Here is a 14,303-nt window from a genome sequence, read left to right on the forward strand (position 1 = left end):
ATCACGACATGAGCGCCGTCGAGCGCGGCCGTGGCCCTTCGCGGACCGCGGCGGGCGGATTTTCATCCACCTACGTCTGCAGCCGCTCAGGGCCCGTGGCGCCTCTCCCTGGACCGGCGTGCGTTCAGGTCGACAGCGGACTCGCAATGCCAGGCGATCATGGATTTGAAATGATCGAGATGATGGCAACATCGATCGCTCCACGGGAGACCATGGCCTGCACGCCCCATGGCTCGCAGGTCGTCATGGTCGAGCAGAGAGCGCGCATTTCGAGGCGCGCTGGAGGAGCTCATGCCTCACGTCTCGACGATTCTCAGGAACAGCAGGATGCATGCCGCCGTGGTGATGACATCCGCCATGGTCAGTTGCGCCGCGCCCCCTGAAAGCAAGCAGGGGAGCCCCGAGCCCGACGGCGCAGCGGCGTCCGCGAGCGCGCTCCGGGCGAATGACAGGCACCCACGGCGGGGTCACGGCCACGGTCACGGTCACGGCGCAGCGAGCTGCAATGATCACAACCCATGCACCCTGGACGCACGCGTCAGGTGGGCATGCGTCCATGCGCCCGCGCCGTATGGACCGCCGCCGTCGCGGGGGCGAAATCGCTGCGGCGAGGGCGAGGTGTGCGACGGACACGGCGCCTGCGTGGAGCCGGGCGCGCCGCTCTGGAGCGTGAGCTTTCCTGGCGAAGCGTCGTTCGCGAGCATCAACGCCGATGGGGCCGGCAATGTCCTCCTCACTGGCCAGCTCAACGGTACGGCCGATCTCGGCGGGGGCCCGCTCACGAGCGCGGGGCAGCGCGACGTGCTGATCGCGAAGCTCGATCCGGACGGCGGGCTCGCCTGGGCGAGGCGCTACGGCGGCCCCGGCGACGAGTTCGGCGCGAAGATCGCCGCGCTCTCCGACGGGAGCCTTGTGAACGCGGGAGGCTACGTCGACTCGCTGGATGTCGGCTGGGGGCCGATCCCCAGCGCCGGGCTGAGCGACATCTACGTCATGAGGACGGACCCGGCAGGGGAGCCCGCGTGGGTCCGCCATTTCGGCGATCCGGCCTATCAAGACGTCTATGGCCTGTCGGTCGACGGCGAGGACAACGTGGTCGTCCTCGGCTCGTTCGAGGGGACGGTCGACTTCGGCGCGGGGCCGGTGAGCAGCGCGGGCGCGCAGGACATCTTCCTGTTCAAGCTGGACCCGGCGGGCAACACCCTCTGGAGCAAGGGCGTCGGGAGCGAGTTTAGCGACGGGTCGGTCGCCCTCACGACGGACCCGATCGGCAACGTGCTCTTCGCGGGATCGGTGGGGACCGGCGCGGATCTGGGCGATGGACCGCTCCCGGGCCCTCGACTCTTCGTCGCGAAGCTGGATTCCGCGGGCAACCATGTCTGGAGCAGGGCGTTCGGAGACACGTCCGGCTTCATCCAGGACGTCGAGGCGGACCCCGCGGGCAACGTCGTTTTGGTCGGACAGACGGGCACCACCATCGACCTGGGGACGGGGCCGATCATCAACCAGGGCTACGATGCCGCGTTCCTCGCGAAGCTCGACCCGGCCGGGAACACCGTCTGGAGCAGGGGCTTCAGCGCGCCGGGGAGCAGGGTGGTCATCACCTCGACCGACGTCGACAGCCAGGCGAACGTGGTGGCGTCCGGGGTGCTCGTCGCCGACGTCTCGGCGACGCTCGACTTCGATGGGATCCCCTTCCCGTCAGGGCACAACCCGTCCAGCTACAGCGCGCGCACCTTCCTGGTGAAGTTCGACGCCGGCGGGCACGTGCTGTGGGTCGAGGGGTTCGACACGGAGCGCCCCTTCGGCATCGTCGTCGATCCGCGCGATCGCGTGCTGGCCACAGGGACCTTCACCGGCACCCTCGACCTCGGCTCCGGGCCGCTGACGGGAGACGAGGACACCTTCGTCGCGGCGTTCGGCCCCTGACCCACGGCGACCAGGAGGGCGAGCCAGGCCGGCGCGCCCTCGCGGTCACCGCCGGGATACGGGGGTTCAAGGAGCGTGGTAGGACGCGACTTGCCCCTGGTAGCGGTAGTCGCCGGCGTTGGACCAGAACACGCCCTGCCCCTCCGGGGCGATGACACGCCAGGGGACGGGCTGTCCGAACGCCAGCAGGACGGTCCTGTTGCTCTCGAGATCGTGCGCGTTGACGCTGCGGTTCCCGCGCATGTCCGTCGAGAACAGCGTCGAGCCCCGGAGGGCCAGCCCCGCCATCGAGCCCCCCCTGTAGATCAAGGTCTTCTGTCCTCCGGCGATGGGCGCCTTGAACACGCCGCCGTCGCCGGCGTTGGCCCAGTAGACGAACGCCGCGTCCACCGCGATCCCGGCCGGCTCGGCCTCGTTGTCGGCGATGACGGTCACCTCCCCGCCCGCCTTCGCCACCTTGTAGACCTTGTGGGTCGCCGCGCCGCCGGTCCAGTAGAGGTTCTGCGCGTCCTGCGCGAGGTACGCGGGCCTCCCGGCGCCGGACGCGAGGACGACCGGCTCGCCGCCGCCGAGCGGCATCGTGTAGATGTTCTCTCCATCGCCGTCGCCGAAGTAGACGGCCGACGCGTCGCCGATGACGCTCACGACATAGCCGATCTGGGCCAGCGTCTCCACCTCCAGGGTCGCCTTGTCGACGCGCCGGAGCGCCGAGGGGATCACCGGGTCATCATCACCGCCGCTCGCCCAGTACACGTGCGAGTCGTTGACCCACAGCGCCTTGGGATCGGGATCGGCGGGGCTCATCGCCTCTGCCTCGGCGGTGCCCAGCCTCACGCGGTAGATGAATCCGTCGTTGTTGTCCCCGGTCGCGACATCCTCGGTGCCGCCGCTCGCGAAGTAGAGGAAGGACGCGTCGGCGGCCAGCGCGCTCGGGTAGCGGTGCAGGCTCGCCATCGGGGTCGCCAGGATCATGCCTGGATAGATCCTCGAGAGGCGGTCGGTCTCCGTGACGACGTTGCTCCTCGAGACGTCGTGCCGCGCGAGCGGCGCGAAATCGTCCGAGCCCTCCTGTGCGGTGAAGCCATAGGCGCCGAGGACCGCGCTTTCGCCCAGCTCCGCCCTGAGCTCGACGGTGATCGGGAGCGTGAGCGTGATCGGCCTCTCGAACGTCAGGCCCTCCGGGCCAAGGACGTACATGGGCCCCACCGCGCCCTCGGGGGCCTCGTCGATGCGCTCGATGGTGATCACCGTGTTCTCGCTCACCGCGCCCGGCGGCACCTCGATGGTGAAGCCGTCGTCCGCTGTGAAGGTCCCGCCCTGCGCGTCCACGGAGAACTGCTCGCCGGCCCCTGGCTGCGCGCCGGTCCCTGACGTGGCGCCGCCGCTCGCATCGCCGCCGCTCGCATCGCCGCCGCTCGCATCGCCGCTGCCCGTAGTGCCGCTGCCCGTACCGCCGCCGCCTGTAGCGCCGCTGCCGGTATCGCCGCCGCCCGTGGCGCGATTGCCCTTGTCCGTCCCTCCGCACGACGCGCTGCTCAGCGCGGCAGCCGCGCACGCCAACACCACGAATGAGATCCTTGTCATCGTTTCGCTCCTCCGCTGGCGGTCGTCGCCGCCATGTCCTGGAAGGCCATGGTTCTGCCGAGCTCGCCATGGAGGCGGCCGCGACATCACCCTTGATCAGACAACAGCGTAGCGCCCGATGGGGCGGTGGCGAGCTGAGCCAGAGCAGGTGAGAGACATACAGTCTTTACCTGTCAGGGTTATCCCAGGCGTCCACTCTCCATGCCCCTTACGCATCGTGGTTGTCCCAGGGGTCCACTCGCTACGGTCCTTACCTGTCAGGGTTGTCCCAGGTGCACGGCTCGACCGCGCGTCGCCGGCGGCTCATGAGTCGTGGCGGCGGGGCGACGGCGCCGCGCGGGCGCGCAGACAACGCTCGGCGAGGGCGGGTATCGCGCTGGTGAGCGAGGGGCGCGCGGGCGCCGTCGGCGCCCGGGGAGCGGCAGCCCAGCATGCGCCGAGGGTCGGGGCATGGCGGGCTTCGCGACGACGAGCGCCTCCTCCGGCGTGCAGCGCATGGCCGAGGGGTGGTCCATCGTGCGGCCGGAGCGGGCGACCGGCTCGCCAGCGTCGGGGGTCGGGGCTCCCGGCGCGGCGCCCGCCCGCACTGTGCGGGCGGATTGAGTTCGTGAACAGTCTGCGTATCCTGGCCTCGCTGCACCGAAGCCACCCGCAGTTTCTTGGAGTCGTCGCGCGAGCGCGACGGGAGCCAGCATGCCGATAGGGCAAACGAAAGGGAGTACCGTACCGCTGCGCCGCGACGCAGCGCCGCGCGTTCGCGGCGTGCAGGCCGCCGCGGTGCTCGCGGCGCTGCTCGGGCTCGCCGCGCCGGCGGCCGCGCAGGCGCAGGCCGCGCCGCCGAAACCGGCACGCGGCGACGGGGCGAGGGCCGCCGCGCCAGGCACGGCGCCCGCGGCAGCGGGTGCCCCGATCGCTCCGGCGCCCGCCCCTGTCGCTCCGGTGCCCGCCCCTGTCGCTCCGGCGCCCGCCCCGATCGCTCCGGTGCCCGCCGCTGTCGCTCCGGCGCCCGCCCCGATCGCTCAGACGGGCGGCGCGCTGGTGCCCATCCCGCAGGGTTACTACCTGCCGGTGCCGCCGCTCCCGCCGTGGGCCAACCCACGGACCATCGAGTACGAAGAGGGGGACCCGATCCCGCGCGGCTACGCGCTCCGGACCAGGGCGGACCGCAAGCTCGCCACGGCGGGGCTGCTCACGTTCGGGATCCCGTACGCGCTCACGTTCACGGTCGCAGGCATCGCGTCGTTCGACGACGACGATTTCGACAAGTTCGGGCCGCTGCTCATCCCGTTCGCCGGCCCGATGATCGCGATCGGGACCCTGGAAGCGGAGGGCGCGGGCATCTTCTGGCTCACGATGGACGCCGTGACCCAGGTGGGCGGGCTCATCCTGTACGCCGCCGGTCTGGCGAACGAGGACCTGTACCTCGAGCGCCAGTTCACGGTGAGCTCACGCGACCCTGGGCACGCTGCGTTCCGCTGGCCCGAGGTCTCGATCGGCGGGTCCTCCGCCAGCCTCCGATGGAGATTCTGAGCTGGTGCCCCTGCGCCGACAGCCCTCACCCCGAAGGGAGACGCACGTGACCGCGATCCGCACCGCCCTCTCGATGGCCGCGCTGTTTGGCCCGCTCGCGCTCGCAGCGCCGGCCACGGCGGAGAGCGACGCCCCCCCGTCCGCGCAGAGCGCCGCGCCGTCTGGCTACGCGCAGTCCCCTGCCGGCGCGCCGCCCGGCTACGCGCCGCCCGGCTATGCGCCGCCCGGCTACGCGCTGCCGCCTGGATACGCAGCGCCGCCTGGATACGCGGCGCCGCCTGACCACGTGCCGCCCGGCTACGTGCCGTATGCGCCGTCCGTCATCCTCGGCATGCCGCGAACGTTGACCTTCACGGAAGGCGGGATCCGGCCGGCGGGCTATCGCGTCGAGACGCAGATGAACCGCCGGCTGGTGGTCGCGGGGTCGATCGTCCTCGCCAGCGCGTGGGCGCTCTCGGCGCTGACGGCGGGGAGCATCCTCAGCGAGGGAGACAGCGACGCTGTCAGCTACTCGCCGATGCTCGTGCCCGTGGGCGGCCCGTTCATCACGCTCGGCACGGGCGAGGAGGTCGACGTCGACCGCGACGACGGCCGGCTCGCCGCCGCCCTCCTCCTCTTCGACGGGGCCACGCAGGTGACCGGCTTCGTGCTGCTCGTCGCGGGCCTCGTCAGCAACCAGCGGGTCTGGGTGCGCGACGACATCCCGCGCGAGGTGTCGGTCCAGGCCCCCGAGCTCACCGTCGGCCCGACGGGCGCGACCCTGCGCGTCGCTTTCTGAGGATCGAGCGCGTTTCGCTGGGCAAGACGCCTCTCCCGGGGGCATCCCAACCTGCGCTTCGTCCAGTACCCCGTCGCTCTTCGGGAGCCGATCGGTTACACGGAATGCTGGACCAGCTGCGAGACCGTGGTCACGAGGGGCGTCGGTCGGGAGCCGGGGGGCACGTTGCGATTGCCGACCTGAGCGATGATCGCCGCTTTCAGGGTGGAGTTCGCCATGACCATCGGGAAGGCCCGGTTCAGCGCCTTGATCCAGTTCCAGACCGCATGAGCATATTGAACGGCCGGGAGGGAGGGATGGAATTGCACATCGAGCAGCCCTTCCGCGGCCTGGGCGACCTCCTGCGTCGTGGCGGCCGGCGTGTGCCGGCCGCGAAGCTCATCTTCTGTCGCCAGCATGGTGGCCATCGCCAGGTCCTCCCTCTTCACGGTGGTGGTCTTGCCGCCCGTGCGCTTGTATGTGGCCCAGCGGCTGTGCTGGTTCGCCGAGACGTAGATGTTGAGGATCTCCGATATCAGCTGCTGCCATTTCTCGGGCGTCATGCGCAGAGCGAAGGTGTTCCAGTCGAAGTGGTCCAGCTTCTTGAGCTCGGCTTTGCACGCGCTCGTCTGATCCGGCGTGTTGGCAAGCTCGTTGAAGAGCTCGCGGAGCTCCGTCACCACGTCGGACAGGAGCCACCCCTCGAACGCGTCGATCGAATAGGCGAGCAGCGTCCAGGCGACCGTGTGATCGCCCTGGTCCGGCTCGTACCGGGTCGGGCGCCGGCCTCGTGAGACCTAGACCCGGACCAGCTGGATCGCGCTCGCCAGGTAGGTCACCTCGGACTCCCTCTGGCGCTCGACGACGATCTGCTCGTCTTTCGTCTCGATACCGTAATAGGAACGGAGATTGCCGCTCCCGACCGGACGCACCACCACGTTGACCCCGTGGAGCTCCCGATCGCGCCCCTTGACTCGATAGATGGGTTCGTCCGGAATCGTGCTCAGAAAGCTGCTGGGAACATCCGGGATGCGCTCGACGGTCGGCCCCGTCGCCAGGTTCCACAGCCCCCGGGCGAGCCCTGCCACGCCGAGGGCGGTCACCAGGGGAGCCGCGGTCCAGAGCCCCACGCCCACGCCGACCGCGCCGAGGGCCGTCCACCCCCAGGGCTGCGCGACCTCGCCCGGCTCGCCCGCGAGCGGCGGAGAATCACTCGGCCGGGCCACCTGCGGGGGCCGCGACACGCCGACGCGCTGCGGCCGCGGCTTGCTCTGCGCGACCGTGGCCGGATGGGGAGGCCGCCCCTCCGCTGCCACTGTGGCCGGATGGGGCGGCAGTGGAGAGGCACCCGTGGAGCCCGGCTTCGTCTGTGCCCCCGTGGCCGGGTGCGGCGGCGGCGCGCTGCTACGCCCCTCCGTCGCTGCGTGCGGCGCGCGCTTCTGCACCACCGTCGTCGGGTGCGGCGCGCGTCTCTGCGCCACCGTCGCCGCGTGCGGCTCTCGCCTCTGCACCACCGTCGCAGGGTGCGGCGGCTGAGCATGGATCCCCAGACCACGTTTGCCGCGCGTCCCGTCGCTCATCATCGCACTCCTGTCGTGACCGCACGATCCTCCCTCCCCGCGCTCCGCAGACCAAATTTCCGGCGGATTCGCCTCGAACGGGCACCTGCGCGACCCGACGCGTCCAAGGCTGCAGACTGGAGCTCAACCCGCAGGCGACGCCCGGATGGCTCGGCACCTGACGGACGCAGCGCACCGCTTGCCCGGTCCGCCGCGCATCGGATAGGCACGGCGACGATGCCCGCGCCGGACCTCGTCGCCCTGCTGCGCTCGCTCGACCTCGCGCGCGAGGACGAGACGCCCGATCTCACGGCGCTCTCCGCCACGTGGGAAGACCCGCCCGCGTTCCGCCGCGCGCTCCTCTCGCACTCGGCCCAGCGGACAGGCCCGCTCCGCAGCGTCGCCGGGGCCGCATACGACCTGTATGCGGACGCGGTGCTGCGCCACGCCTCCTCGGACCGCCTCGCGTTCATCGAGATCGCTCCCCGCGCGGATCCCGTGCGGCTCCGCTTCTCCGAGCTGCACGCGCGCGCCTCCGCGCTCGCCGCCGCGTGGTCCGGCCTCGGCGTGAAGCCCAAGGCCGCGATCGCGATCGTCGTGCCCGCCGGCGCCGTGGGGGTCGTGGCGTTCGCGGCCGCGCTGTACCTCGGCGCGCGTGTGTCGTGGATCCTGCCTTGCGGAGACGTGGCCGTCGCACATGCCTTGAAGGCGCTCGCGCCGGAGCACGTGGTGGTAGACCCGCGCTCCCCGGCCCCTGTCGGCAAGCTCATCGAGAAGGCCTTGCCTGTCTCCGCGCCCGCGCGCCGCCCCACCGCCGATCCGGTTGCATACCCCCCGAAAAGCCCCTGCATCCGTGCGCTCTCGCCGCTGCGAGGGCCCTTCGGCAGGCCGGTGGATGTCGCCGCCGAGACGGCGCTCTGCGGCGCCCTCTCGGACGGGATGCTGGGTTATCGCCTCTCCCCGGGAGATCGCCTGTCGGCGCCTGGCTTCCACCACGAGCAGAGCTTCTTGCCCCTGCTCCTGTCCGCGTGGCTCTCGGGCGCGGCGTTCGTGCAGCTGCCCGAGGAGCACCTGCTCTCGACCCCCTCCGCCCTGAGCCTCGAACCGATCACCGTGCTCGGGCTCTCCCCGGCCTTCGCGTCGTCCCTCCGCGCCGCGCCGCGGCCGATGCCCTCGTCGCTCAAGGCGCTGTTCAGGAGCGTGTGCGAGCCGCTCGACTGGCTCGAGGTCCGCGACGCGCTGAAGAAGAACGACCTCGGCAAGGTGCCTGTCTTCAACGTGCTGATCGACACGGCCGCCGGCGGGACGGTGCTGTCCGGCGCGCGGCGGCCCGCGGGGGTGAGCGCGAAGGCCCTGCCGTCCCCCGGCGTCGCGTGGGATCTCGTCGACGCCGCGACGAAGAAGCCCACCCCCGGGGGAGCGGGGGTCTTCTTGCGGCGCGGGGACGACCTTGGCGAGGACGGCTATTTCCTGCTCGCGCGGACGGGGAACGAATACCTGTGGGGCGGGACGCTCGAGCCGCGGCGGTCGGCGCGGGCGTTCCCGGGAGAGGCGCTGTCGGGCGAGGTGAACGAGCTGCCGTTCGCGCAGGGGGCGGCGGTGGTGCCGCTCGCCGGCGCGGGCCCGCGCGGCGACACGCGGATCGCGCTCTGCGTGTTCACGGGAGGGCGGGCGGTGGAGCCGGGGTTCGCCGAGGCGATCGCGAAGCTGGTGAGGGAGCGGCTGGGGCCTGACTGGAGGCCCGATACGGTGGAGATCTTCTCGCTGTTCGGGCGCGGCAAAGGCGGCAAGACGGACGCGAGGTGGTGTTCGACGAACTACCTGGCGGGGCGGCTGCATGCGCGGGAGAGGGACGGCGCGATCCGGAGGCTCGGGGAGCTGCGGCGGGGGCTCTCGTCGATTCCAGCGGTGGTTCGCGCCGGTCCAACGGCGACAGAGCCATCGAAACCTTGAGCTTCAGGCCGCCTCGAAGCAGCACGGGATTCAGAGGTTCTACAGCGGTTTTCGCCCACCTCTGCTAAATGCAGAGCAGAGCGGCGGTCTCCCGCACAGGAGACGGGCCCAGATCGGCGTTTTCGGCGCGCAAGCGCACGCCGGTGCGCTGAGCACCGAAGACGCCGAGGTGGGCCCGTCTCCGAAGCGGGTGACCGCCGCTCTACCCGCGCGTTCCACGTCGCCCCTGGACCGTGGCCTCCAGCGCCTCGTACATCACCCGCGGCCTCGGCGCCGTCCCCCCCGCCGGCACCGGCACCCGCGCCGCCTTCATCACGTCCAGCGCGAACGTCGAGCACTGCTGACGGTCCGCGCTGTAACGATGCTTCCCCGCCTTGTACTCACCCACCTTCGCCATCGCCGCACGGGCCTGCTCCTGCGTGATCGCATAACTCTGCATCTTCACGCCCGGCTTGTCGAAGGCGCCCGCGTCATCGTGCACCACCCCCTCGACGCCGACCTGGAGGCGCCCCAGATCCCGGTTCGGGTCATAGCTGCCATAATGGGCCGGCGAAAAGCCGAACGCGTGGCGCTCGCCGCTCGGCTCCTCGATCGCGACGAAGCTGTGCCCCGCGAGCGCCTCCGGCAAACGCCCCTCGTGCATGTAAGCGCCCACCACGAGCTTGTAGCCGTTCTTCGACTGTGCGGTGCCCACCTTCCCCTGGATGCCGCCGGGCGCGCCGCCTCCCTGGCTCCCCGGCCCTCCCCCGAACGGCGGCGCCGCCGAGCCGGGCCCCGGATTCCCCTCCGCGACGGCCTTGCCATGCCTGTCCGCCTCGGCCTCCAGCTCGACGTCCTGCACAACGGCGACGCCGTCGCCGTACGGATTTGCGACCCGGCCCTCGCGCTGCTGGAGCACGTGCGTCAGCTCGTGACCGAGCAGCTCCTGGCCATACCGGGTGCTCGGCTGGTACTGCTCGGGCGCAAAGTAGATGTCCGACCCGAGCGTGAACGCGAGCGCGCCGATCGACGCCGCCTCGTTCCCTACGTGCACCCGCACGTCCGAGAAGTCGGCGCCAAAATAGCGTTCCATGCGGAGCTTCACGGAGGACGGCAGCGGCTGACCGGGGCCCGACTTCTCCAGAAACCCTTCGGGCGTCTGGAAGGCGTGCACATCGGCTTCCTTGCGCTGCGCCGCCCGCGCTGCCCCGAACGCCGGGCGCAGCTGCGCGACAGTCGCCGGGTGCGGAGGTCTCGGGGCGATCGCCGCCGTGCCGCGCGGCTGGGCCACGGTCGCCGGGTGAGGAGGGATGTCCGGGTGCGTCGCGGCGGCCCGAGGCTGGGCGGCGGCAGGATGCGGAGGCAGCGTCACGCGGGCGAAGCGCTGGACGGCGGTGCCCGAGGGGATGCGCCGCGCGGGGAAACACGCCTGCACCACGCGTGAGGCCGGGGTCGACGTGGTGGAGGAAGAGCGGGATCGCATGCCCGGGGAGAGACGGTATCATCCGGTGTGAGCGAGGAGCAAAGGAAGGGGGCGAAGGCAATCTTGCGCGCCGCCCGCGCGGCCGCGTACGCTCGTCGTCCCGCCCCGGAGAATCCCATGTCCGCCGCGCCCCCGCCGCCTGCGCACCCCGCCACCGTCGCTCGCGAGACCACCGTCCAGCCCAAGCTGGGCGAAGGACGCCCGCCGCACCCCGCCAGCGTGCAGCGCAAAGCCGCCGAGCCTCCGCAGAAATCCACGCGAACGTCGGGCCCCCACCCCGCCACGGTGCAGCGCAAGGCCGCCGAGCCTCCGCAGAAATCCACGCGCGCGTCGGGCCCTCACCCCGCCGCGGTGCAGCGCAAAACCGCCGAGCCTCCGCAGAAACCCACCCGAGCGCCGGGCCCCCACCCCGCCGCGGTCAAACGCGACGCCGCAGCGCAGCCCAAGACGGCGGCGACGTCGCGCGGTCCTCACGCCGCGACGGTGAAGCGCGCGGCGGCAGCGCAGCCGAAGAAGGCCGGCGCCGCGCGCGCGCCGCACCCCGCGCAGGTCGTGCAGCGGATGAAGCTCACGTCGAGCGCGGAGAGCACAGGGAAGGGCTGGAACAAGAACACCCTGCTCGACAACCTCGAGGCGACGCTCGGGAAGGACTGGGTTGCGTATGTCACGAAGGGGCTCGAGGCCATCGTGGTCTACGAGGGCCCTGGTCTGTACGATTCTACACAGAGGGTCGTCTTCATCGATGCCCGACAGACCGAGTCGGAAGCGACACAGCAGCTCGTCATGGAGCTGTCCAACCACCAGAACCGGGGCCTCCTCGCGGAGCTCGACAGCGCCGCGCAGAAGCTGACCCGCGAGGACTACATCGAGAAGGTCGAGCGGGTCGAGTTCGCCGGCGTGACCAACGTGATCCGGACCTACGACGCGGCCGTTCAGCTCGAGCTTGGCTGGGCCAAGGGCGGATGTGTCTACGGAAAGATGCGGGGCCTGTCCTTCGAGAAGTACTACACCCATGTCTCGCAGGAGCACCGCGAGCGCTACGGCAAGCGCTACGACAATCTGACCAAGAAGAAGTAGCTCCCGTCGAAAACTGGCCGCCCGCCCCTCGCAAGGGCAACCTCACGCTCTCGCGAGGAAGCTCTCCATGGCCGGTCCCCAGGTCGCCGCTGGCGCCACGATGATGTGCAGCTTCGGGCTCGCGCCGTCGACCCTCGCGGTCCTTCCCGTGAAGATGGTCATGGCCGGCGCTCCGGGGGCGAACATCGCCGACATGGCGCCGGCCATGAATGTCCCGCCCTTCGGGGCGTGCACGTCGCTCGCCAACCCCACGGTCGCGGCGGCGACGGCGGCGGCGCTCGGGGTGCTCACGCCCATGCCCTGCGTCCCGGTCCCCGCCGGGACGTGGTTGCCAGGAAATACCAAGGTGATGCTCAAGGGGCCGCCGGCGGTGGACGTGAGCTGCAAGCTGATGTGCGCCTGGGGCGGGGTGATCCAGGTGCTCAATCCCGGGCAATTCAAGGTGATCGACACATAACCATGCTGGACCTCGGCCTCGTTGAGAAGGCGCTCGCGGGCGACGGGAAGGACACGGACGACGCGCGGCTCTCGGCCGTGGAGTCGGCCGGCGCGTCGGATGCCCAGCTCGCCGCGGAGACGGCGCGCCTCGGGCTGGAGAAGGGCTCCACCGACGTGCGGCTGATCGCCGCGTACCTGCTCGGGGCGTTCGTCGAGCAGGGCCCCAAATCGCTGCCCGGCATCTTCGAGGCGCTGCGGGGGGCCGTCACCGCGCGGTGGCTCTCGCTCCGCCCGGAGGAGCGCAAGGCGCGCGTCGTCGACGGGACCCTGGCGCGGCTCTTCCGGTCGATCGTGAACCACGTCGACGCGCACGAGCAGATGCAAGACGCCACCTTCAAGGCGTGGATCCGCTCGGATCACGACGCGGTCGGCGGCCCGGCGCTGCGCGCCTCCTCGGCCCTGAGAGAGGCCCTGACGAGCGCGCTGGACGCGCCGCGGTGCACAGCGCCCCTGTCGGACCTGGACGCCCGGATCCGCGCCCATTTCGATCGCCACCCGGCGCCGCCGAAGCCAGCGCCGCGGCCCCTGCCCGAGCCGGAGCCGGAGGAGGCGACCGCCGAGGAGGCGACCGCCGAACCGGAGGAGCCCGCGCCGGCCCCGGAGGACGAGGGCCCCCGCCCGGCCGCCGCGCGCGGCGGGAGCACGCCCGGCGATGCGCCGGAGCTGGACCGCCGCACCATCCCCGTCTCTCCGGCGTTCGAGCTGCTCCTCCGGAAGCTCGAAGCGGTGCCCGCCTTGCTCTCGCGCGACGAGCCGGAGCGGGCAGCCGTCGTCGCCGACGACATCCGGCGGACGCTGAAGAGCTTCGATCCCAAGGTGTTTTTCCCGGATGTGTTCGTGCCCTACCTGCGGTTCCTGGCGGGGCACGTCGAGCAGCTCGCGCCGCACTGGGACGCCATGGGCAGCCCGCAATGGGAGGCGCTCGAGCAGCTCTACCAGGTGGACCCCGATCACTTCATGACGCCGTGAGCGCGCCTCTCCTTCCGCCTCGCCGCGTCCCGCCCCCGCCCCCGCGACGCCCCTCGCCGCCGTCGCCGCCATCGCCCCCGGCGTACCCCCCGCCGGGGCTGGAGGAGGCGCTCCAGAGGCGCGCGCGGCTCATCGAGCCGGCAACGCTGCTCCGGCTCGTGCAACGCTGCTGGCCGGGGAGGCCGATATGGATCCAGAGCAAGCGCTCGCACGCGCCGGAGCGCACCCCCGTCGAATCCCTCGAGATCCAGCCGGACAGGATCACCCTCACGCTCAACATCGGACTGCGCTCGAGCACATCGACGTTGCCCTCCTATTTCCGTGAGCTCGAGATCGACCCGAAGCGCGGTCCTGCGTTCGATGGGCTGATCGGGCGCATCGACGACGGGCTGCTCCGCGCGCGCCTGGAGGCGACGGACGCCGGGTCGAGCGCGTGGCTCGGCCAGGGCGGGCCCGAGACGCACCGAGGCATGCGCGCGATCGCGCGGCTCGCGACGCCTTCAGGGCTCTTCTGGCTGTTCTCACGGGTGTTCCCGGAGCTGCGAACGTCGGTCCGGCGAGGCATCGTGGGCGTGACCCTGACCGCGGACGAGGCGCGGCTCGGGTTCGCGATGCTGGGCTCCGCGATGCTGGGCGGCAGCGCCCCCGCGCCGATCGGCGGCTTCGACGTCGCGCTGCAGATCAGCCGGACGGACACGTGGACCGACGAAGACTGGCCTACCGAGATCGTGCGGCGGCTGGATCATCGGGTGTGGCCAGCGCTACGAGGCGCGGAGTGCCTGCTGCGCGTGTGGCTCGTGGACCCGCGGGGAGGAGCCATGCTGCGGCTCGGCGGAGGCCGGGTGGGCGTGGAGCCGCTCGTCCTCGCGCCGCGGCCGGGGGTGAGCCTCCTGTTCGAGGGGCCTGTGCCGCAAAGCACAGCGCCTGGAGCTCCCTAGTCCACCGCGCGGAGTTTTTGGCCCCATGCGGGGTCGTATGAAAAACT

General features: G+C 71.5%; 15 protein-coding genes. 11 read left to right on the forward strand and 4 right to left on the reverse strand.

Annotated features, from left to right (window positions below):
• The first annotated feature begins 170 nt into the window (after positions 1-170).
• Entirely contained in the window at positions 171-383 is a 213-nt protein-coding gene (locus WMF11_RS32130; protein ID WP_437973459.1) for a hypothetical protein, read from the forward strand.
• Positions 384-618: 235 nt separating this feature from the next.
• A complete protein-coding gene (locus WMF11_RS32135; RefSeq protein ID WP_437903055.1) occupies positions 619-1,929 on the forward strand; it encodes a hypothetical protein in 1,311 nt (436 codons plus the stop codon).
• Between the two features lie 66 nt (positions 1,930-1,995).
• Here WMF11_RS32135 and WMF11_RS32140 read toward each other — a convergent pair whose 3' ends face one another.
• Positions 1,996-3,513: a DUF5050 domain-containing protein gene (locus tag WMF11_RS32140; protein ID WP_437973460.1), complete on the reverse strand. Its 1,518-nt coding sequence runs from the start codon at positions 3,511-3,513 to the stop codon at positions 1,996-1,998.
• A gap of 450 nt (positions 3,514-3,963) precedes the next feature.
• Here WMF11_RS32140 and WMF11_RS32145 point away from each other — a divergent pair, with 450 nt between their 5' ends.
• The 3 genes from WMF11_RS32145 to WMF11_RS32155 all read left to right on the forward strand — a co-directional run bounded on the left by WMF11_RS32145 (position 3,964) and on the right by WMF11_RS32155 (position 5,821).
• The gene (locus WMF11_RS32145) at positions 3,964-4,116 is read left to right on the forward strand and encodes a hypothetical protein (RefSeq protein WP_437973461.1); all 153 of its coding nucleotides are present in this window, start codon (positions 3,964-3,966) and stop codon (positions 4,114-4,116) included.
• 90 nt (positions 4,117-4,206) lie between these two features.
• A complete protein-coding gene (locus WMF11_RS32150; protein ID WP_437973462.1) occupies positions 4,207-5,043 on the forward strand; it encodes a hypothetical protein in 837 nt (278 codons plus the stop codon).
• A 46-nt stretch (positions 5,044-5,089) separates the two neighbouring features.
• The gene (locus WMF11_RS32155) at positions 5,090-5,821 is read left to right on the forward strand and encodes a hypothetical protein (protein WP_437973463.1); all 732 of its coding nucleotides are present in this window, start codon (positions 5,090-5,092) and stop codon (positions 5,819-5,821) included.
• Between the two features lie 95 nt (positions 5,822-5,916).
• On the opposite strand, the gene WMF11_RS32160 is transcribed toward WMF11_RS32155, so the two are convergent.
• Together WMF11_RS32160 and WMF11_RS32165 are read right to left on the reverse strand one after the other, a co-directional pair.
• Positions 5,917-6,483 (reverse strand): hypothetical protein, encoded by a 567-nt coding sequence (locus tag WMF11_RS32160; protein WP_437973464.1) that lies wholly within the window; start codon positions 6,481-6,483, stop codon positions 5,917-5,919.
• Positions 6,484-6,597: 114 nt separating this feature from the next.
• Positions 6,598-7,116, reverse strand: coding sequence for a hypothetical protein (locus WMF11_RS32165; protein ID WP_437973465.1), 519 nt, complete (start codon positions 7,114-7,116; stop codon positions 6,598-6,600).
• 34 nt (positions 7,117-7,150) lie between these two features.
• Between WMF11_RS32165 and WMF11_RS32170 the strand changes: the two genes are divergently transcribed.
• Positions 7,151-7,336 (forward strand): hypothetical protein, encoded by a 186-nt coding sequence (locus WMF11_RS32170; RefSeq protein ID WP_437973466.1) that lies wholly within the window; start codon positions 7,151-7,153, stop codon positions 7,334-7,336.
• Positions 7,337-7,596: 260 nt separating this feature from the next.
• Entirely contained in the window at positions 7,597-9,312 is a 1,716-nt protein-coding gene (locus WMF11_RS32175) for an AMP-binding protein (RefSeq protein ID WP_437973467.1), read from the forward strand.
• A gap of 202 nt (positions 9,313-9,514) precedes the next feature.
• Here the strand turns inward: WMF11_RS32175 and WMF11_RS32180 are convergent, their stop codons facing one another.
• Entirely contained in the window at positions 9,515-10,774 is a 1,260-nt protein-coding gene (locus WMF11_RS32180) for an eCIS core domain-containing protein (protein ID WP_437973468.1), read from the reverse strand.
• Positions 10,775-10,891: 117 nt separating this feature from the next.
• Here WMF11_RS32180 and WMF11_RS32185 point away from each other — a divergent pair, with 117 nt between their 5' ends.
• The 4 genes from WMF11_RS32185 to WMF11_RS32200 all read left to right on the forward strand — a co-directional run bounded on the left by WMF11_RS32185 (position 10,892) and on the right by WMF11_RS32200 (position 14,256).
• Entirely contained in the window at positions 10,892-11,851 is a 960-nt protein-coding gene (locus WMF11_RS32185) for a hypothetical protein (protein ID WP_437973469.1), read from the forward strand.
• A gap of 67 nt (positions 11,852-11,918) precedes the next feature.
• A complete protein-coding gene (locus WMF11_RS32190) occupies positions 11,919-12,308 on the forward strand; it encodes a DUF4280 domain-containing protein (protein ID WP_437903067.1) in 390 nt (129 codons plus the stop codon).
• A 2-nt stretch (positions 12,309-12,310) separates the two neighbouring features.
• Positions 12,311-13,318 carry a type VI secretion system protein IglI family protein gene (locus WMF11_RS32195; protein ID WP_437973470.1) on the forward strand — a complete coding sequence of 336 codons (1,008 nt, stop codon included), beginning with the start codon at positions 12,311-12,313 and terminating at the stop codon, positions 13,316-13,318.
• Positions 13,315-14,256 (forward strand): hypothetical protein, encoded by a 942-nt coding sequence (locus WMF11_RS32200; RefSeq protein ID WP_437973471.1) that lies wholly within the window; start codon positions 13,315-13,317, stop codon positions 14,254-14,256. Before WMF11_RS32195 ends, WMF11_RS32200 begins: the two co-directional genes overlap by 4 nt.
• The last annotated feature ends 47 nt before the right edge of the window (positions 14,257-14,303 follow it).

This window comes from Sorangium sp. So ce295, assembly GCF_051527405.1.
Classification (GTDB): domain Bacteria; phylum Myxococcota_A; class Polyangia; order Polyangiales; family Polyangiaceae; genus Sorangium; species Sorangium cellulosum_B.